The organism is Paenibacillus sp. B1-35 (genome assembly GCF_050474385.1).
In the GTDB taxonomy this organism is placed as follows: Bacteria; Bacillota; Bacilli; order Paenibacillales; family Paenibacillaceae; genus Paenibacillus_B; species Paenibacillus_B alvei.
The window spans coordinates 1-16,728 of record NZ_JBCHVJ010000011.1; the positions used below are offsets into that span (position 1 = coordinate 1).

At 46.3% G+C, this 16,728-nt stretch carries 23 protein-coding genes; 2 read left to right on the forward strand and 21 right to left on the reverse strand.

Translation table 11 applies throughout. The features are described 5' to 3' along the window. Positions 1-370 precede the first annotated feature (370 nt). Positions 371-595 (reverse strand): hypothetical protein, encoded by a 225-nt coding sequence (locus ACQ5BJ_RS25120; protein ID WP_005544487.1) that lies wholly within the window; start codon positions 593-595, stop codon positions 371-373. Positions 596-796: 201 nt separating this feature from the next. Further along, on the reverse strand, positions 797-1,402 hold the full coding sequence (locus ACQ5BJ_RS25125; RefSeq protein ID WP_268621578.1) for a stage II sporulation protein M: 606 nt from the start codon (positions 1,400-1,402) through the stop codon (positions 797-799). Between the two features lie 164 nt (positions 1,403-1,566). Here ACQ5BJ_RS25125 and pdaB point away from each other — a divergent pair, with 164 nt between their 5' ends. Then, a complete protein-coding gene (gene pdaB / locus ACQ5BJ_RS25130; RefSeq protein ID WP_163979329.1) occupies positions 1,567-2,373 on the forward strand; it encodes a polysaccharide deacetylase family sporulation protein PdaB in 807 nt (268 codons plus the stop codon). 31 nt (positions 2,374-2,404) lie between these two features. Here the strand turns inward: pdaB and ACQ5BJ_RS25135 are convergent, their stop codons facing one another. Then, a complete protein-coding gene (locus ACQ5BJ_RS25135) occupies positions 2,405-3,007 on the reverse strand; it encodes a KinB-signaling pathway activation protein (protein WP_163979328.1) in 603 nt (200 codons plus the stop codon). A 130-nt stretch (positions 3,008-3,137) separates the two neighbouring features. Here ACQ5BJ_RS25135 and gerD point away from each other — a divergent pair, with 130 nt between their 5' ends. Next, positions 3,138-3,812: a spore germination lipoprotein GerD gene (gerD, locus tag ACQ5BJ_RS25140; protein WP_005544494.1), complete on the forward strand. Its 675-nt coding sequence runs from the start codon at positions 3,138-3,140 to the stop codon at positions 3,810-3,812. A gap of 74 nt (positions 3,813-3,886) precedes the next feature. Here the strand turns inward: gerD and ACQ5BJ_RS25145 are convergent, their stop codons facing one another. The 18 genes from ACQ5BJ_RS25145 to rplO all read right to left on the reverse strand — a co-directional run bounded on the left by ACQ5BJ_RS25145 (position 3,887) and on the right by rplO (position 16,678). Further along, positions 3,887-5,032, reverse strand: a complete 1,146-nt coding sequence (locus ACQ5BJ_RS25145; RefSeq protein WP_430112884.1) for an Mrp/NBP35 family ATP-binding protein — start codon at positions 5,030-5,032, stop codon at positions 3,887-3,889. A 70-nt stretch (positions 5,033-5,102) separates the two neighbouring features. Next, the gene (gene cwlD / locus ACQ5BJ_RS25150; RefSeq protein WP_430112933.1) at positions 5,103-5,861 is read right to left on the reverse strand and encodes an N-acetylmuramoyl-L-alanine amidase CwlD; all 759 of its coding nucleotides are present in this window, start codon (positions 5,859-5,861) and stop codon (positions 5,103-5,105) included. Between the two features lie 115 nt (positions 5,862-5,976). Beyond that, positions 5,977-7,155: a sulfate adenylyltransferase gene (gene sat, locus ACQ5BJ_RS25155; protein ID WP_430112886.1), complete on the reverse strand. Its 1,179-nt coding sequence runs from the start codon at positions 7,153-7,155 to the stop codon at positions 5,977-5,979. A gap of 122 nt (positions 7,156-7,277) precedes the next feature. Further along, a complete protein-coding gene (locus tag ACQ5BJ_RS25160) occupies positions 7,278-7,970 on the reverse strand; it encodes a phosphoadenylyl-sulfate reductase (RefSeq protein WP_005544498.1) in 693 nt (230 codons plus the stop codon). A gap of 279 nt (positions 7,971-8,249) precedes the next feature. Continuing rightward, entirely contained in the window at positions 8,250-8,642 is a 393-nt protein-coding gene (gene rpsI / locus ACQ5BJ_RS25165; RefSeq protein WP_005544499.1) for a 30S ribosomal protein S9, read from the reverse strand. A gap of 22 nt (positions 8,643-8,664) precedes the next feature. Then, the gene (gene rplM / locus ACQ5BJ_RS25170; RefSeq protein ID WP_005544500.1) at positions 8,665-9,102 is read right to left on the reverse strand and encodes a 50S ribosomal protein L13; all 438 of its coding nucleotides are present in this window, start codon (positions 9,100-9,102) and stop codon (positions 8,665-8,667) included. A gap of 181 nt (positions 9,103-9,283) precedes the next feature. After that, positions 9,284-10,084, reverse strand: a complete 801-nt coding sequence (gene truA, locus ACQ5BJ_RS25175) for a tRNA pseudouridine(38-40) synthase TruA (RefSeq protein WP_163979323.1) — start codon at positions 10,082-10,084, stop codon at positions 9,284-9,286. Positions 10,085-10,356: 272 nt separating this feature from the next. After that, the gene (gene rplQ, locus ACQ5BJ_RS25180) at positions 10,357-10,722 is read right to left on the reverse strand and encodes a 50S ribosomal protein L17 (protein ID WP_005544503.1); all 366 of its coding nucleotides are present in this window, start codon (positions 10,720-10,722) and stop codon (positions 10,357-10,359) included. Between the two features lie 33 nt (positions 10,723-10,755). Next, a complete protein-coding gene (locus ACQ5BJ_RS25185; protein ID WP_005544505.1) occupies positions 10,756-11,700 on the reverse strand; it encodes a DNA-directed RNA polymerase subunit alpha in 945 nt (314 codons plus the stop codon). Between the two features lie 138 nt (positions 11,701-11,838). Continuing rightward, positions 11,839-12,234: a 30S ribosomal protein S11 gene (gene rpsK, locus ACQ5BJ_RS25190; RefSeq protein WP_021252440.1), complete on the reverse strand. Its 396-nt coding sequence runs from the start codon at positions 12,232-12,234 to the stop codon at positions 11,839-11,841. A 19-nt stretch (positions 12,235-12,253) separates the two neighbouring features. Further along, on the reverse strand, positions 12,254-12,622 hold the full coding sequence (gene rpsM / locus ACQ5BJ_RS25195; protein ID WP_005544507.1) for a 30S ribosomal protein S13: 369 nt from the start codon (positions 12,620-12,622) through the stop codon (positions 12,254-12,256). 20 nt (positions 12,623-12,642) lie between these two features. Beyond that, positions 12,643-12,756 carry a 50S ribosomal protein L36 gene (rpmJ, locus tag ACQ5BJ_RS25200; RefSeq protein ID WP_003333770.1) on the reverse strand — a complete coding sequence of 38 codons (114 nt, stop codon included), beginning with the start codon at positions 12,754-12,756 and terminating at the stop codon, positions 12,643-12,645. A 101-nt stretch (positions 12,757-12,857) separates the two neighbouring features. Continuing rightward, positions 12,858-13,073: a translation initiation factor IF-1 gene (infA, locus tag ACQ5BJ_RS25205; RefSeq protein ID WP_005544522.1), complete on the reverse strand. Its 216-nt coding sequence runs from the start codon at positions 13,071-13,073 to the stop codon at positions 12,858-12,860. 2 nt (positions 13,074-13,075) lie between these two features. Then, positions 13,076-13,387: a KOW domain-containing RNA-binding protein gene (locus ACQ5BJ_RS25210; RefSeq protein ID WP_005544523.1), complete on the reverse strand. Its 312-nt coding sequence runs from the start codon at positions 13,385-13,387 to the stop codon at positions 13,076-13,078. Positions 13,388-13,396: 9 nt separating this feature from the next. Beyond that, positions 13,397-14,149: a type I methionyl aminopeptidase gene (map, locus tag ACQ5BJ_RS25215; protein WP_040735556.1), complete on the reverse strand. Its 753-nt coding sequence runs from the start codon at positions 14,147-14,149 to the stop codon at positions 13,397-13,399. 3 nt (positions 14,150-14,152) lie between these two features. Beyond that, on the reverse strand, positions 14,153-14,797 hold the full coding sequence (locus ACQ5BJ_RS25220) for an adenylate kinase (protein WP_005544525.1): 645 nt from the start codon (positions 14,795-14,797) through the stop codon (positions 14,153-14,155). Positions 14,798-14,939: 142 nt separating this feature from the next. Further along, a complete protein-coding gene (gene secY, locus ACQ5BJ_RS25225) occupies positions 14,940-16,238 on the reverse strand; it encodes a preprotein translocase subunit SecY (RefSeq protein WP_163979322.1) in 1,299 nt (432 codons plus the stop codon). Next, entirely contained in the window at positions 16,238-16,678 is a 441-nt protein-coding gene (rplO, locus tag ACQ5BJ_RS25230) for a 50S ribosomal protein L15 (protein WP_005544528.1), read from the reverse strand. Before rplO ends, secY begins: the two co-directional genes overlap by 1 nt. Positions 16,679-16,728: the final 50 nt, after the last annotated feature.

A 16,728-nucleotide genomic window follows, 5' to 3' on the forward strand; every position in this document is an offset into this window, starting at 1 on the left:
GCACGCCGCCAGCGTTCGTCCTGAGCCAGGATCAAACTCTCCGTTAAAGTTAAGTTTGAACTGCTCATATCTTTTGACGAGGTATTGCTACCTCATTCACAAACGTTGCTCGTTGTTCAGTTTTCAAAGAACAATCTCAGTCAGTAACCAATCTCTTAGTTACTTTCTTTTCCTCACCGCTTTGTCAGCGGCGACTTTTATATCTTATCATTTCGTTCAGTTGATGTCAACACTTTTTTTCAAATGTTTTTTTCAACCGTTCTTTATGATGTTATTCCCACTCGCTTCATGTCGAAGTCGTTCAGAAGGGAACGAAAAATAATTTATCATATATTCGTAAACACGTCAACACTTTTTTAAAACTTTTTTATTACATAGTAACATTGCGATGATTCCTTGCATACTTAGACAGTTCTTTAGGTGAAGCTATCCGTGCATACATGCGGAATACCGTGCGATATCGCTTGGATATGGCATCCCGAATTTCTACTTCTAAACGTTTATCGCTTAAGTCGAACAGCATCTCATCTAATTCTTTACGAAGCATATAACTTAACTCTTTACATTCTCTCTCATTGAACAGAAATCCTAGCATAACTGACCGCATCCTCCCTTGAGACAATACCCCATTGAACATAATGTCTTGCTTCCATAAAACGCTTTACAGCCATAAGGCGAGCTTCAGGCTGACAGCTTACACCCGCTTCTGTGATTTTACAGAAAGAATGGTGCCGCTTTACTGTTATGCTCATTTTTAAGACGTTTTATCACAGGGAGGTGCGTATTCTTCATCTAGTTAACTATGCATGAGCCAAAATGTGACTGTACTCTCAATAATAGCAGCTACTAGCAGCATTGCGGTTATCCATACAGCCCCTACTCCGGTATGCTTCACCCATTCTATAATTGTAGGCACTTCGGTTCGTTTCCGTTTGCTAAAGCATCGCTGCAAAATAAGCATTCCAAATCTCATACCGTAGGCTCCTGCGATAAGAATGGCCGGAATTTCAAGTATCCCGTGCGGCAGTAAGCCCTTGACGATTGTACTTGCTAAATCAATGCCTTGTGACTCCATCATCCGAAGCAGCAGCCCGATCACCATGCCATTGATAACAAGGAATGCTGCTGGAACAATTCCTAATACGATCCCAGCAAACATAATTAAAACGGCTTTAATCGCATTGTTATAGAAAATGAACACAAAGAACGACAACTCTTGATTTTCGGATTGCATCAACTGATCCCGAATGCCCTGAATCCCTTTGAGCTGCTCCATAATAAACCCTTCAAACCCGCTCCACTGGTTCCCTAGTATGTAACCTCCAGCAAAAAGCACGACAGCGGCTAGGAGATACAAGCGAATCTGCTTTAACGTATTCCACCATGATGGAAATCGAAGCATATGAACCCTCCTTTCAGACTGACCTGCAGACATAATTCTATATACTCAGCATACAGTGTAGTAAACAAGCATGACAAGCTGCAGCTTGTCGACGGGCAGCAATATATTGGATTACTTCCTGTTAAGAAGCCCCATTCCAACGGTACGAGAGGAGCAGCCCTGCTATGAATTACTTTTATGTATTTAGCGGCAAAAAAATAAAACGCGTATTCTTCCTCGCTATTGCGATGTTATTCGCCGCTGGTGTCGTTTACGTGGAGAGCGACAACATCACTGTATTTTCAGAAGGCAGCAGTCCTTCTGCGATTTACAGCGTTCCTACTGACAAAAAAATGCTCGCACTAACGTTCGATATCAGTTGGGGCGATAGCCGCATCGAGCCTATTTTACAGGTTTTGCAGGAGAAGGGTGTCAAGAAAGCAACGTTTTTTCTCTCCTCTCCTTGGAGCAAAACGCACAGTGATCTAGTGAAAAAGATCGTAAGCGCAGGCTATGAAATTGGAAGCCATGGTCACAAGCATGACAATTACAGCAGTATGAGTGATGAGGATATTCGCAAGCAAATACAAGCAGCCCATCATATTTTGACCGAAGTTACGGGGAAATCTCCGAATTTAATCCGCATGCCCAATGGGGATTTTGACAAACGTGTTCTCCAAATCGCGAATAGCCTAAATTATAAAGTTATTCAATGGGATACGGATTCATTGGATTGGAAAAATCCCGGGGTCGATACGATTGTAAACCGTGTTGTTAGCAAAGCACATCCTGGGGACATTATTCTCATGCACGCCAGTGATTCATGCAAGCAAACCCACCTCGCTCTGCCGACCATTCTGGATCAGCTGTCTGCCAAGGGATTTGAGTTCGTCACGGTCTCGGAACTAATACAACAAACAGAAATGAAGAGCAAAGCAATTCAAGATCAAGCGACCATGATGGAGCATTTGCAAAATGCAGTTGGCATGTAAGGAGATAAACAAGAAAGCTGACGGATTTCCGTCAGCTTTTTGCTGTGCCCAGCAGTCGATGCAGCATCAAAATTTGATATGCATTGCAGATTGCGAGCGGTATGTATACGAACCAAGTAGCCATATTTCCAATATTAAGTGCTGACAATGTTTCAACTGTGGTGATGGCAATCATAAAGAATAAGGTTGGAATGAGAGCTGTTGCATTTGTCGCTTTGACTTTCCAATAGGAAACAACGACAGCGAATACAAGGACGACTACGCCTAATAAGATATCCTCATATCCTCCTCTTGCTGCACCTTCTGGCCTGTCAACTAACAACATCCGTAAAAACATTAGATCCAGCAGAGCAATTACAGTCAATACGACCTGAACATACGGCCATCCTTTCTTAAACAGACCTATGGCAATATAATTCAATGTCAAGTATGCGAAAAAGCCCATCTGAGAATAGACGCTTATCATACATCCGCTCAAAATCAGTTGAAGCACATTAAGCATAATGTCCACTGGCCCTCTAAAATTGCCCATTTCCCCTTGAAATACTTGTAATGCGAGGCCAATGACGAGACTAATCGCCCCACCAATACATGTAGTCGTCCAAAATAAATAAGACCATTTTTTCAAATTCATGGTGCTCCACCTCCGCAATGTTCATTATTTTACCAATGTTCTCAGCAAAAAACTATCATTGTCAAACATAATTCATAATTTCCTCCACATACTACGCGTGAGGACATGGACAGAAGGGAGCGAAGCTGTTATGAAGGCACCACTGGGCAAGCTTGCGATTGTCAGTCTTATCGTAATCGTGCTGTTGACCTCTTGCGGCATGGAGCAGCCCACACAAAGCAGTAATCTCGATTATAAAGAAGTCAAAACGATGGTTGTCGATATTTTAAAGACTGAGGAAGCTCAAAAGGCGATCCAATCAGGGCCATCAGGCGGTGGCGGCGGCGGTATGCAAGCCCAATCGCTTACCATGCAGCAGCAGGAGCAATTACGTACAGCTGTTAAGGATACACTTGTATCACCTGAATATGAAAAAGTGCTGGATAAGGTGATGAAGGATCCGAAATTTGCCGGGGAATTCGCTAAGGCTGTCAGCAAAGAAAATAAACAGATCCTGAAAGCATTAATGAAGGATCCAGAATATCAGAAGGATTTTGGGGATATTGTAAAATCACCGGATATGATGAAATCCTATTTGGATATGGTGAAAACACCGGAGTATCGCAAACAGCTTCAAACTGTAATGAAAGACGCAATGAATAGCCCTTTATTTAAGCTTGAAGTTATGGACTTATTAGGAAAGGTCGTTAAGGAAGAGCTACAGCCGAAGGAAAAAGGTAAGGAAGGACAGAAAAAAGGCGGAGAAAAGCAAGGCGGCGGCGAGAGTGGAGGATCTGAAGAAGAGGGCGGAAGTAGCGAAGGCTAATAGTTACGCTATCCCCTTTTGAAATCAAAATGGAGAGGAGCTCCTGATTTGGGCCCTCTCCAATCTTGATCTTGTTATATCGAACCGGCTTGTATCTTTGCATCAACAGCCGTTGCCAGTTCATCGAACAGCTTCCCAATTGGGGAATCAGCCTTATATATAGAAGGTGCATAATCTGGCTCAGCAGGATGGTTGTCAGGAGCACCAAGCGGGAGCTGTGCAAGCAAATCAACATGAAGCTCATCTGCAAGCTTCGCACCGCCACCGCGTCCAAATACATACTGCTTCTCGCCACACGAGCCGCATTCCAAGTAGGACATATTTTCAACGATCCCAATAATGTCATGCTTCGTATGAACGGCCATCGTTCCTGCGCGCGCTGCAACGAAAGCAGCTGTCGCATGCGGTGTTGTAACGATGATTTCTTGGCTTTGCGGAATCATCTGATGGATATCGAGAGCGACATCCCCCGTACCCGGCGGCAAGTCGAGAAGCATGTAGTCTAGATCTCCCCATTGTACTTCTTGGAAGAAATTACGCAACATCTTGCCAAGCATCGGACCACGCCATACGACCGGACTATTGTCTTCCACAAAGAATCCCATGGACATTACCTTCACTCCAAAGCGCTCTTGCGGAATGATATAGTTGTCCACCACTACTGGGCGATCTTCTATTCCCATCATATCAGGTACACTAAACCCATAAATATCTGCATCAATAAGACCAACACGCTTACCGAGACGAGCAAGCGCAACCGCAAGATTCACGGTAACCGTTGATTTTCCAACCCCGCCCTTGCCGCTCGCAATTGCAATGAACTTGACTCCAGATTCCGGATCCAAGATAGGATGCTGCTCTAATCCCGTACCATGTCCGCGAGGAGCAGTGCCTCCTTGAGCGTTACGGCTCGCATTCGCTTGCTCCGGAGATTGCCCTTGCATCGCTATCCCTGCAGCATTACATTCAGCTTCAGAAGCAATCCGAGTACGCACATATACATTGTGCTGTCCAATTCTAGCCAAACGTTCCTTAATCTGTTCGGCCAGCGATTCGCGTGCGGCTGCATCTGCTGCCTGCGGCGCTACGATAGCCGTCAGCTTCACTTCATCTTGCTTAATCATCATATCGCGAATCCAATGAAGGCTTGTCATGTCTTGTCCGGACACCGGCTCTTGCAAGCCCTGCAGCGCTTGCAGCACTTCTTCTTTCGTCGTCATGATGGCACCTCGTCTCCTATGAAGTTCATATCGGTCACTATGTAACCGCTTCTATTATAGCATAAGGTCCTCATTTCCCAGTCTTTTCCCCTGCAATATATCGCAAAATTCCCTTGTAAATGGATGCAGCTAACTTACGCTGATATTCTTCATTAGCCAACATTCGCGATTCTTCCGGATTTGATAGGAATCCAGACTCCACCAATACAGAAGGGATTGAGATATGATCCATAAAGTAAAGCTTTCGATCCGTCGGTTTGGCTTCCCGATCGGTATTGCCCAAATTCGTTCGAATTTCAGCTTGAATCCACTTCGCTAAACGCTCATTATCGGGATGGCGATTCGTATAAAAGGCCTGTGCCCCACTCCAGCGCGAAGAAGGAACACTGTTCATATGGAGACTAATGACGACGTCCACTTTCTTTTCCTCGATATAGTCTACACGCTTCTTCAAGTCCTCAGCTTTCCTTCGAGAATAACCTTTCGTATTCTTATCTGCCAAATCATAGTCTCCTTCACGTGTCATGACAACAATAGCACCTGCTTGCTGCAAATAATCCCGTAACAAAAGCGCAATCGTTAAATTGATATCCTTTTCGAGCAGTCCTTCACGACCTACAGCTCCCCCATCCACGCCTCCATGCCCCGCATCGATTGCAATCACTTTGCCTGATAACGGAATCGACCAATACGTCCACGTTTTCGATACCGGCATCTCCATTGTCATTACCGTGATGACGGCAAGCACCAGGCATAGGCTTATCACCCATTGGCGGACATTACGCAACGGTATCCATAAGATTGACGTTTGTCTTCGTTTTTGTTTCATTTGTCCCCATCTCACATTTTTCACAAAAAAGTCCACCTCCGCTCCATAAAGACTCCTAATCATCTATATGGGACGAGGTGGACAAATATACGTTATCTGCCGAAGGTTCCTCTATTCAATTCGTACGAGCAGTTGTGGAATGTGCCATTCCTTCGATTAAGATACGGGCTACCTCCGGTCTCGAGAACTCTGGCGGAGGACATGTTCCCTCACGCAATAAGGCACGTACCTTCGTCCCCGACAAGGTCAAATGATGGGTCGCACTGTGAGGGCAGGTTTTGTTGGAGGCCATACCGCCACATGTCCTGCAATAGAAGCTATGCTCAAAGAACAAAGGCTGTATTCCTAGTTCTCCTGGTTCGAAGGAGCTGAATATATGCTGAGCATCATAGGTGCCGTAATAATCGCCTACTCCTGCATGATCGCGGCCAACAATGAAATGTGTACAGCCGTAGTTTTTCCGTACGATGGCATGGAATATGGCTTCTCTTGGCCCCGCATAACGCATTGCAGCTGGGAATACTCCAAGAAATACTCGATTCTCTGGATAATAATTCGCTAGTAATGCTTCATAACTGCGCATGCGCACATCAGCAGGGACATCATCAGATTTGGTTTCCCCAACGAGCGGATTTAAAAATAATGCATCTACAATTTCCATTGCACTCTTCTGAATATACTCGTGTGCACGATGAACCGGATTTCGCGTTTGGAAGCCTACAATCGTTCTCCAGCCTTTGTCCGCAAATAATCGACGAGTCTCCGCCGGATCAAAATAATATTGGGTAAACTGATCCGGCTGCTTTCGCTCCAATACGGACACCTTGCCTCCTACATATGTAGAAGGTCGCTTCAGAAGCTTCTCGACCCCAGGATGCGCCGTATCCATCGTTCTGTAGACTTGTTCTGCTTCATGCAGTAAGTCCGCCTGATAGATGCTTTCGATGTCAATAGTGCCATACAGTTTTCCATCCTCTTCCCCAACTAATGCTGCCGTTTCTCCAATCGAGAGTTCCTTTGCAACTTCATCAGTCACTGCCAACGTAATAGGCAAGCTCCATATGATGTCATTTGCCAGCCTCATCCAAGCTACTACACTCTTATAATCGTCCTCATTCATAAAGCCTTCTAGTGGAGAAAAAGCCCCTACCCCGATCATTTCTAAATCTGATAATGTCCGACCGTCTATTTGGATATGCGGCAAAGCTGCCGCCTCATTGCGTTTATGTTCCTTATCACCTTCCAGTACTAGTCGATTGACTAGTATCCCCCCGTGAGGTTCGATTGTTGGCATAGTGGTTTCCACCTCTCCTCTCGCAGCAACAATACTCCTATTATTCGATGAAAGATAAGTTCAGATTATGAACTCCACATTTACACTTGTGCAATGCCTTTTAACTTTTAATGGCTATAAAATTACTTATGAAGTCCGCATTCAACTTTCTCTGTGCCTGACCAACGACCAGAACGAGGGTCTTCACCAGCTTGAACAGTTCGTGTGCAATATGAGCAACCTATACTGGGATATCCATGATCGTGAAGCGGGTTATAAATGACACCATTAACACGGATATAATTCCATACATCTTCTGATGTCCATGCAGCTAGTGGATTGAATTTAATAAGGCCAAATTTAGAATCGTATTCAACTTTTCGTGCATTGGCTCTTGTTGGTGCTTGATCTCGGCGAATCCCTGTTATCCAAGCATCATATTTACTAAGAATACGTGTGAGTGGTTCTACCTTCCGCAAATTACAGCATTGATTGGGATCTCGGAGCCATAGTTCATCACCGAACTGTTCAGCTTGCTTCTGAGGGGAGAGTTGTGGGGTGACACGAACAAAATCCAAACCATATTGTTCAGAAATTCGATCTCTCGTGTCATAAGTCTCATTAAAATGGAAATCGGTATCTAAGTAAAATATATCGGTTGAAGGACTGATTCGCTGCAGCATATCTACCAATACAACGTCTTCGGCGCCAAAACTGCAGGCAAATGTAATATTCGGAAAGGTCTCTACCGCCCAGGCAACGACTTCTTCCGGCTTCGAGTGCTCGAATTGCTCAGCCATCTCGTGAATGAGGGCCTCTTTCTCCAACAAATTCATTTTCGCATCCTCCAAATACTCGCCTTATTATTCCTAGTATTTTGATATGTTTTATATAATAAATAATTATAGATCGTTTCCACGCTTTGTCAATTCGAAAATTAGAAATTAAAGAAACACGTACGATAACAGCCTATTCCAGGCGGATGTTTAAGGTGATTGTAAAGTTGGAGAGATTGATGCTTTGCGTTGAGGAGAAATGAATGACATTATTGGACAAACAAAAAAGCCCTTCTTGGCCATAGACCAAGAAAGGGCTGTATGTTCGGTAATCCAATCTTAACGTTTGGAGAACTGAGGTGCGCGACGAGCTGCTTTAAGACCGTATTTCTTACGTTCTTTCATACGAGGGTCGCGAGTCAAGAATCCTGCTTTTTTCAAAGCTGGACGAAGCTCAGGGTCAGCCTTGAGCAATGCACGGGAAATGCCGTGACGAATTGCGCCAGCTTGACCGGAGATGCCGCCACCATGAGCCAATACCAACACATCGTATTTGCCGAGTGTTTCTGTAAGGTTCAATGGTTGCTTCACGATAAGCTTCAAAGTTTCCAAACCAAAGTATTCATTAAGGTCACGTTTGTTGATCACGATGCGGCCTTCGCCTGGTACAAGGCGAACACGCGCTACGGAATGCTTACGACGACCTGTCCCATAGTATTGTACTTGTGCCATGAAACTGTCCTCCCTTTATTTATTATCCGCGAAGTTCGTAAACTTCAGGTTGTTGTGCTTGATGTGGATGCTCAGCGCCTGCATATGCTTTAACGCGAAGCTTCATTTTGTTACCCATGCGAGTCTTAGGCAACATCCCTTGAACAGCAAGTTCGATCATACGCTCTGGCTTGTTGTTCAACATTTCTTGAGCCGATGTCACTTTCAAACCGCCTGGATAGTGGGAGTGACGATAGTATTTCTTGTCAGTCAATTTCTTACCTGTCAACACGATTTTCTCAGCGTTGATGATAACAACGAAATCACCGCCGTCAACATGTGGCGTGAAAGTTGGTTTGTGTTTGCCGCGAATAAGTGCAGCTGCTTCGCTCGCCAAGCGGCCAAGTGTCTTACCTTCAGCGTCGATAATGAACCATTTGCGCTCAACGTCAGCTGGCTTCGCCATGTAAGTGGTACGCATGAAATATCCTCCTTAATAACATTCGTTCCTGTCTAGCTTGTGTATATTCATTCAATCGTTAATTTCCATTCAAGAACTGCAATCTGCAGTGTGATTTCTTTGGGGGGCTGTGGGAAAGCCTAAAGAAACACAAAAGTTATTTTACAACAGATTAGTGCATAATGCAAGGAATTCTTTCGAATCACTCGGATACGTTGTTTATGAGGTCAAGACGCTCTTCGCCGCCATATTCCACGCTCCACAGCATCAGTCCTTGAGGAACAGCCAAGGGACCTGCCACCTGGCGATTCTTCGCTTCAAGAATGCGTGGGATATCATGAGGTGCGAGCTTGCCTTGTCCCACCCGTATCATCGTACCTGCAATGATGCGAACCATATTGTATAAGAAGCCATTGCCTGTCACGACGATATGGATCCTCCCGCGGCCTTCTTCCCCCGTTACGCTTGGTTCATATTCGATGTGGGCATCATAAATGGTGCGAACATTGCTCACCTTCGTCGACTTCGGAGAAGTAAACGAGGTAAAGTCATGCTCCCCTATTATATGTGTAATGGCTTCTTGCATTGCACGGACATTTAGAGGCTTCGGATAAAAGAACTCGGTCAACCTCCGGAATACATCCGGTTTCCGCTCTGCAATGATGGAGTAACGGTATGTCTTCCGCTTCGACGAGTAACGAGAATGGAATGACAATGGCGCCTCCCACGTCTCACGGATGACAATGTCATCTGGCAAACGCGAATTGATCGCAATCGTCCACCGGTCAATCGGAATCGCCGATTCGGTCATGAAGTTGAATACTTGGCCGTAAGCATGCACTCCTGCATCTGTCCGACCTGAAGCATGAATGCTTATAGATTCATTCGTCAGCATTTTAATAGCTTGCTCAATCCGACCCTGTACCGTGTCTTCATTCGGCTGTATCTGAAAACCGCTGTAAGCTGTTCCATCGTAGCTTACAAGCATTCCTATGTTACGCATGAAGACTCCTTTCATTCACTGCTCTGCGTGGCAGGGCAGTCGCTGCCATCTCTATTTGCATAAAGATAGCCGCTGCATTGCGTAAGTTCTTGCATTCATTCACCACATGAGATATAGCATATAAGGTTCATAAGTGAATCATTGCAAGAGTCATGACTGGAGACCAACAGGAGTTGGCTCCAATCCGACACAGTTAAAAAGAAAAGCTCCTCATGGGAGCCTTCTTTCACATCGCTGTTACACGACGTATTGAACGTATTCTGTAACCGCAATTACGCGCGGTCAACCAGTTCCAAATAAACCATAGGCGCGGAGTCGCCACGGCGTGGTCCCAGTTTCATGATACGTGTGTAGCCACCTGGACGCTCTGCGTAACGTGGTGCAAGCTCCGAGAACAGCTTTTGGATTGCATCTTGTTCACCGTTCAACGTTTCGCGACGAACGAATGCTGCCACTTGACGGCGAGCATGCAAGTCACCGCGCTTCGCCAACGTGATCAACTTTTCAGCGATGGAACGAACTTCTTTCGCTTTCGCTTCAGTTGTTTGGATGCGCTCATATAAGAACAAGTCAGTAACCAAGTCGCGGAACAAAGCTTTACGCGCGCTAGAGTCACGACCCAACTTTTGGTATGCCATTGCTATTTCCCCTCCTTCTATGCCAAGTCCCGTTTAGTCTTCCATGCGTAAGCCCAATCCGAGTTCTTCGAGCTTCTCTTGAACTTCTTCCAAAGATTTGCGGCCCAAGTTGCGAACCTTCATCATATCTTCTTCCGTTTTCGTAATCAGCTCTTGAACCGTATTGATGCCGGCACGTTTCAAGCAGTTATAGGAACGAACGGAGAGATCCAGCTCTTCGATAGTCATCTCAAGAACTTTCTCTTTCTTATCTTCCTCTTTTTCAACCATGATTTCTGCGTCTTTCGCTTCATCAGTCAGACCAACGAAGAGCATCAGATGCTCTGTGAGGATCTTCGCGCCGAGGCTAACCGCTTCTTCTGGTCGAATGCTTCCGTCACTCCATACTTCAAGCATCAGCTTGTCGTAGTTGGTTACTTGACCAACACGAGTGTTCTCTACTGTGTAGTTCACACGCGAGATTGGTGTGTAGATCGAATCAACTGGAATGACGCCGATTGGCTGATCTTCCCGTTTGTTGCGATCTGCTTGTACGTAACCACGTCCACGATTCGCATAAATGCGCATATGGAGTCTCGAACCTTGTGATAATGTCGCAATGCGGAGATCCGGGTTCAAAATTTCCACATCACTATCCGCTCGAATATCGCCAGCCGTTACTACCCCTTCGCCTTCCGCATCGATTTCGAGAATTTTCTCTTCATCGGAGTGAATTTTCAGCGATAGGGCCTTCAAGTTCAAGATAATCTCAGTAACGTCTTCATAGACGCCTGGGACTGTCGAGAACTCGTGCAAGACACCGTCGATTTGAACGGACGTCACTGCTGCACCGGGCAACGAGGAGAGGAGAATACGGCGCAGGGAGTTACCCAGCGTCGTACCGTATCCACGCTCTAATGGTTCTACGACAAATTTGCCGTATGTGCCTTCCTCATTGACTTCCACGGTTTCAATCTTCGGCTTTTCGATCTCAATCACTATATAACCCTCCTTAAAACGTCGCTGGCGTTCATTAACGTCAAACACCTACGGTCGGTCGATTCATGCAGTATGCCTAAACAACCATTCTTCCCAACAGGCGCTAGCTTAATACTACACGCATCGGTGTTGCCGTCATTATACGCGACGACGTTTTGGTGGGCGGCAGCCGTTGTGCGGGATTGGCGTTACGTCTTTGATCATGCTAACTTCCAAACCTGCAGCTTGCAGAGAACGGATGGCAGCTTCACGACCTGCGCCTGGGCCTTTAACCATAACTTCTACCGTCTTCATGCCATGTTCCATAGCAGCTTTAGCTGCGGATTCAGCAGCCATTTGAGCCGCGAATGGCGTAGATTTACGGGAGCCTTTATAGCCCAAACCGCCGGAGCTAGCCCAAGAAATTGCGTTGCCGTGTGGATCCGTGATAGTCACGATCGTGTTGTTGAACGTGGAACGGATATGAGCCACACCAGTCTCAATATTTTTACGGTCACGACGTTTTGTACGTACGACTTTTTTTGGTTTTGCCATTGCTACTTATCCCCCCTTATTACTTCTTCTTGTTCGCTACAGTACGACGAGGGCCTTTACGTGTACGAGCATTTGTTTTCGTGCGTTGTCCACGAACAGGCAATCCACGGCGATGACGGATACCACGATAGCATCCGATTTCAACCAAACGCTTCAAGTTCAGAGAAATCTCACGACGAAGGTCACCTTCAACCTTAACCGTTTTGTCAATCAGCTCACGAATTTTGTTTACCTCATCTTCCGTCAAATCGCGAACGCGAGTATCAGGGTTAACGCCAGCCTCAGCAATTACCTTTTTAGAAGTTGTTTTACCAATACCAAAAATGTATGTCAAGGCGATCTCAACGCGTTTATCCCGTGGCAAGTCTACACCAGCTATACGAGCCATTTACGCTACACCCCCTTCTATTATCCTTGTTTTTGTTTGTGTTTCGGATTTTCACAGATTACCATAACGTTGCCTTTGCGACGAATGACTTTGCATTTCTCGCAAATGGGCTTAACAGAAGGTCTTACCTTCATGCTGAATACCTCCCAGTTTCTCAAGTAGCACGTCAAACCGTCTTCCTGACGTGTGAACGGCCTGCAAGTTCATGCAAGCGCGACTCGGAACGATCCGAGCACTACTTCCGATATGTGATGCGACCTTTACTCAAATCGTATGGCGACAGTTGAACGACCACTTTGTCCCCCGTCAGGATACGGATGAAATGCATCCGCAGCTTTCCGGAAACGTGGGCAAGAATTTGGTGACCATTCTCCAGCTCAACACGGAACGTTGCATTCGGCAACGGTTCAATTACAACACCTTCAACTTCAATTACATCTTCTTTGGCCAACGTCATTCTCCTTTCTCATCAGCATGTGCAGCGGCTTGTTGTTCAGCATGCTTCGCTATGACATAACGTAGCTTGCTGTTCGTTACCCGTCCGCTTTCGTGTAAACTATGGACAACTTCATGGCTAATTGCAGGTTGCAATTCGAGATGAAGCAAGTTTTTACGCTTTGGTTGATCAAACTTTCGTTTGTCTCCGTCCGCTATCTTGACGTAGCGCGACTCTTCAATGCCGACAATAACCGCATATTTGCTTTCATCACGACCTTGAAGAACCTTGACGAATTGGCCGAGACGCGGAGTCGAATATTCATTCATGCCTCTCACCTACTCAACCAGCTTCGTCAAAATTTCGCATCCGTCCGGCGTTACAGCTACCGTATGCTCGAAATGAGCACACCATGAACTGTCCACCGTCACGACCGTCCAGTTGTCTGCGAGCGTTTTGACGTGACGCCCACCGGCAATGACCATCGGCTCAATCGCGAGCGCCATGCCCGGCTTTAAGCGTGGTCCGCGGTCCGGAATGCCGTAGTTCGGAATTTGCGGCTCTTCATGAAGCTCCGCACCGATTCCGTGTCCGACATATTCCCGTACAACGGAAAAACCTGCATCCTCGATCACGCGTTGAATCGCGTGCGATATCGTGTACAACCGAACATCCGGCTTAACCAGCGCTAAGCCAGCATAAAGTGATTGTTCCGTTACGTCAAGCAACTGCTGAGCTGCATCCGTAATCTTACCAACACCGTATGTCCAGGCAGAGTCGCCATGATATCCGCGGTATTCCGCACCGATGTCGATGCTGATGATGTCGCCTTCGTTTAACTTGCGCTTTCCGGGAATGCCGTGAACCAGTTCTTCGTTCACTGATGCGCAAATGCTGCCGGAAAAACCGTTGTAGCCCTTGAAAGAAGGTGTTGCTTCTTGGCTGCGAATAAACGAATCCGCGATCGAATCAAGCTCGAGAGTGGTAATCCCCGGCTCAATCGATTTCGCTAAAAGACGATGCGTTTCCGCAACAATTCGCCCAGCTTCCCTCATGAAGCCTAATTCCACTTCGGACTTACAAATGATCATGGTTTAACCCCGCAGTAAAGATACGATTTCTGACGTGACCGTATCAATTTCCTTCTCCCCGTCAACCTGACGCAACAAGCCTTTGTCCTCATAGTATGCGAGCAAAGGTGCCGTTTTGTTGATGTACTCATCAAGACGTGTGCCAACTTTCTCTTCGGAATCATCCGAACGTTGGTACAGCTCGCCTTGGCACTTATCACAAACGCCCTCTTGTTTAGGCGGGTTATAGATGACATGGTACGTCGCGCCGCAAGACTTGCAAATGCGTCGTCCTGTAAGACGCGCCAGCAGTAAATCGCGGTCAACGCTCAGGTTGATGACGTGATCAAGACTGCGACTCAGTTCCACCAAGATGCTATCCAGCGCTTCAGCTTGCGCCAATGTGCGTGGGAAACCATCGAGAAGGAAACCTTTCTCGCAATCAGGTTGTGCAAGGCGCTCTCGCACGATGCCTACCGTCACGTCATCCGGAACGAGCAGACCCTGATCAATGTATTCTTTAGCCTTCAATCCGATAGGAGTGCCTTCACCAATTGCCTTGCGGAATGCGTCTCCTGTCGAGATATGAGGAACGCCGAATTGTTCAACGATACGCTCGGCCTGTGTTCCTTTTCCTGCCCCAGGAGGCCCCATGAATAGAATGTTCATCGAATGTCACTCCCTTTATGGTAAGCACAGGCTTAACTTCGTCGGAAGTGGGGTGCTTCGATGCCATTCGTTAAGCCTCTGCTCTACAAGAACAGCACAATAGGTGCCAATGAGCCTAAATGGTCTCATCAGAACCTATTGCCTATTTATTAATGAAACCTTTGTAATGGCGTTTGATCAATTGGCTTTCGATCTGCTTCATGGTGTCTAGCGCAACGCCGACAACGATGAGAATCGAAGTACCACCAATTTGAACAGATTGCGGCAATCCAGCTAGTGCCCCGAAGAACACTGGCAAGATGGATACGCCAGCAAGGAAGATAGCTCCAGCAAGTGTAATGCGAGACATTACACGCGTCAAGTACGTAGCTGTTGCTTTCCCCGGACGAATTCCTGGAATATAACCGCCATTCTTTTTCATTTGATCAGCCATTTGCTGTGGATTCAACTGTACAAATGTATAGAAGAACGTAAACCCGATAATCAAGAGAACGTATAAGAACATGCCAAGCGGCTTGTTCAATCCCATATGTTCAATGATCCAACGAGCCCACGGCTTATCCGCCCAGAATTGAGCAATTGTAGCCGGGAACATCAAAAGCGAAGATGCAAAGATGACCGGAATAACGCCTGCACCATTTACTTTAAGCGGAATGTGCGTGTTCTGTCCACCATACATTTTGTTACCCACAACACGTTTAGCGTATTGTACCGGGATTTTACGGTTCCCTTGCTGAATGTAGATAACACCGACCACAATCAGCACGATAACCAATACGATAACGATCATTTTGACGATGTTGAGGAACATTTGTCCGCTTGCATCGGCAAATTGACTACGATAAATCTCCCCGATATGAATCGGGATAGCTGCGACGATACCTGCGAAAATCAGAATCGAGATACCGTTGCCGATACCCTTTTCCGTGATTTGCTCACCGATCCACATCAAGAACGCCGTACCAGCAGTCAAGACAATCGCGATTAGGACATAATCCGCAAATGTCGCACCTGGAACCAGCTGCGCACCGTACATGCGATTAAACCCAATCGCCGTACCGAAAGCTTGAATCAATCCCAATATTACGGTACCGTAGCGCGTGATTTGGGAAAGCTTACGTTTGCCGACTTCTCCTTCTTTCGCCCATTGAGTAAACTTCGGAATGACGTCCATCGACAGAAGCTGTACGATGATCGATGCCGTAATGTACGGCATAATTCCTAGAGCAAAGATAGAGAATTTAAACAGCGCACCACCAGAGAATGTGTTCAGCATGCTGAACAAATCCGTGTTTTGGTTTGCTGTAGCAAAGACCGACGTATCGACGCCGGGAACCGTTATAAAGGACCCGACGCGATAAACGATCAGAACCATGAGCGTAAACAAAATCTTACGTCTCAAGTCCTCGACTCGCCATATATTCGATACGGTCTTGAACATTAGATCACCTCGGATTTACCGCCGGCAGCCTCGATCTTCTCTACCGCAGATTGAGAGAACTTATTAGCTTTGACCGTCAATTTAACGGACAGCTCGCCATTGCCCAATACTTTGATTCCGCTCATTGGGTTGTTCACGATGCCTTGTTCCATCAACAATTCCGGAGTTACTTCCGTACCAGCCTCAAAGCGGTTCAAATCCGTTACGTTAACTACCGCATACTCTTTACGAGTAGGATTTACAAAGCCGCGTTTTGGCAGACGACGGTAAAGTGGGTTTTGTCCACCTTCGAAGCCCGGACGAACACCACCGCCAGAACGGGAATTTTGACCTTTGTGACCACGGCCAGATGTTTTACCGTTTCCTGTCGCGATACCACGGCCTACACGATTACGTGTTTGGCGGGAACCAGGTGCCGGAGAAAGTTCATTCAACTTCATCGTTCGTCGCACCTCCTTTAATATTTATGACTCTAATCTTTTGTATTGTA

Excerpts from the sequence above, each read along its gene's own strand:
- cwlD (WP_430112933.1), bottom strand. The coding sequence starts at position 5,861 with ATGAAACAAAAACGAAGACAAACGTCAATCTTATGGATACCGTTGCGT.
- gerD (WP_005544494.1), top strand. The coding sequence starts at position 3,138 with ATGAAGGCACCACTGGGCAAGCTTGCGATTGTCAGTCTTATCGTAATC.
- sat (WP_430112886.1), bottom strand. The coding sequence starts at position 7,155 with ATGCCAACAATCGAACCTCACGGGGGGATACTAGTCAATCGACTAGTA.
- rplQ (WP_005544503.1), bottom strand. The coding sequence starts at position 10,722 with ATGGCATACCAAAAGTTGGGTCGTGACTCTAGCGCGCGTAAAGCTTTG.
- secY (WP_163979322.1), bottom strand. The coding sequence starts at position 16,238 with ATGTTCAAGACCGTATCGAATATATGGCGAGTCGAGGACTTGAGACGT.
- ACQ5BJ_RS25135 (WP_163979328.1), bottom strand. The coding sequence starts at position 3,007 with ATGAATTTGAAAAAATGGTCTTATTTATTTTGGACGACTACATGTATT.
- ACQ5BJ_RS25145 (WP_430112884.1), bottom strand. The coding sequence starts at position 5,032 with ATGACGACGAAAGAAGAAGTGCTGCAAGCGCTGCAGGGCTTGCAAGAG.
- truA (WP_163979323.1), bottom strand. The coding sequence starts at position 10,084 with ATGCGTAACATAGGAATGCTTGTAAGCTACGATGGAACAGCTTACAGC.
- rpsI (WP_005544499.1), bottom strand. The coding sequence starts at position 8,642 with ATGGCACAAGTACAATACTATGGGACAGGTCGTCGTAAGCATTCCGTA.
- rpmJ (WP_003333770.1), bottom strand. The coding sequence starts at position 12,756 with ATGAAGGTAAGACCTTCTGTTAAGCCCATTTGCGAGAAATGCAAAGTC.
- ACQ5BJ_RS25160 (WP_005544498.1), bottom strand. The coding sequence starts at position 7,970 with ATGAATTTGTTGGAGAAAGAGGCCCTCATTCACGAGATGGCTGAGCAA.
- pdaB (WP_163979329.1), top strand. The coding sequence starts at position 1,567 with ATGAATTACTTTTATGTATTTAGCGGCAAAAAAATAAAACGCGTATTC.
- ACQ5BJ_RS25120 (WP_005544487.1), bottom strand. The coding sequence starts at position 595 with ATGCTAGGATTTCTGTTCAATGAGAGAGAATGTAAAGAGTTAAGTTAT.
- ACQ5BJ_RS25125 (WP_268621578.1), bottom strand. The coding sequence starts at position 1,402 with ATGCTTCGATTTCCATCATGGTGGAATACGTTAAAGCAGATTCGCTTG.
- rplO (WP_005544528.1), bottom strand. The coding sequence starts at position 16,678 with ATGAAGTTGAATGAACTTTCTCCGGCACCTGGTTCCCGCCAAACACGT.
- map (WP_040735556.1), bottom strand. The coding sequence starts at position 14,149 with ATGATCATTTGTAAGTCCGAAGTGGAATTAGGCTTCATGAGGGAAGCT.
- ACQ5BJ_RS25210 (WP_005544523.1), bottom strand. The coding sequence starts at position 13,387 with ATGAATGAATATTCGACTCCGCGTCTCGGCCAATTCGTCAAGGTTCTT.
- ACQ5BJ_RS25220 (WP_005544525.1), bottom strand. The coding sequence starts at position 14,797 with ATGAACATTCTATTCATGGGGCCTCCTGGGGCAGGAAAAGGAACACAG.
- rpsM (WP_005544507.1), bottom strand. The coding sequence starts at position 12,622 with ATGGCTCGTATAGCTGGTGTAGACTTGCCACGGGATAAACGCGTTGAG.
- rplM (WP_005544500.1), bottom strand. The coding sequence starts at position 9,102 with ATGCGTACCACTTACATGGCGAAGCCAGCTGACGTTGAGCGCAAATGG.
- rpsK (WP_021252440.1), bottom strand. The coding sequence starts at position 12,234 with ATGGCAAAACCAAAAAAAGTCGTACGTACAAAACGTCGTGACCGTAAA.